Annotated in this window: 1 protein-coding gene; it reads right to left on the minus strand. The window is 60.4% G+C overall.

Annotated features, from left to right (window positions below):
* Nucleotides 1–335, minus strand: a 335-nt coding sequence (locus TN53_RS47645) for a methyltransferase family protein (RefSeq protein ID WP_199924747.1), incomplete at its 3' end; no start/stop codon positions are given.
* Nucleotides 336–868: the final 533 nt, after the last annotated feature.

Consider the following 868-nt stretch of genomic DNA (forward strand, 5'->3'; position numbering starts at 1 on the left):
ACGCCGGGGACGAAGCGCCCGACCTTGTCGGCGTATCGGATGTAGTCCTCCCCGTGCATGGCAACCAGATAGGGCTCCTCGACCAGACGCACCGTGACCTGCGCGGAAACGACCGAACTGACAAAACCGGCGAGAGAGAAAATGTTCGGCACCATTAACGCCATACCTGCACTCCCGGCCGCGAACCCGGCGAAGATGGGGTTTCGGACAAATGTGAAGAACCCGCCGACCACCAGCGATGTATGTTCCTCCCGGGCCACGCCTACGCGCCAGGAATCACCCATGTGGAATTGTGCCGCCACGGTGAAAGTGAGGGCGGCCACGGTGATCACCACTCCGGAAACATTCAGCGCCGTGTGATCGAGACTGGGAAGCGGAGAGAGCCCGAAAAGAGCCGCTATCGGCCCTGCGGCGACCAGAGCATTATTGAGGAGCACCAGCTGCTGGGACCACCCCTGTGCGGAAAACCGCGGCGCCGGATCGTGTCGGTGCCCGGTATCTCGGGTACGTTTCCATTGAACCCATGTGCGTAGCCCGAGCGTCAAAGCCGTACCTATGATGAACAGTGCTATCGCAGATATGACCATAGCATGTAAGGTACTGACACAAGGCGCTCGTCCGCCAGGATGGGATACTAGATGTTGAGCCTTTTTCGACCTCGATTCGAGGCGTATTGAAACTCAGCCCAGATGCGCAGCCGCGAACATCGGCAGCACAGCAGGGAGCATGACCACCGAAGAACTGTCCCGTGAGTGATCGTTCTCCCGGTCGGGGTGCGTCCTGACGTCGCGGGGACCGGGCGCCTATCCGGCGAGCATGAGGTAGTACATGCGGGTAATGCCGGATATCGCATGGTGGACGCCGTCAC

This window comes from Streptomyces sp. WM6386 (genome assembly GCF_000972385.1).
GTDB lineage: Bacteria > Actinomycetota > Actinomycetes > Streptomycetales > Streptomycetaceae > Streptomyces.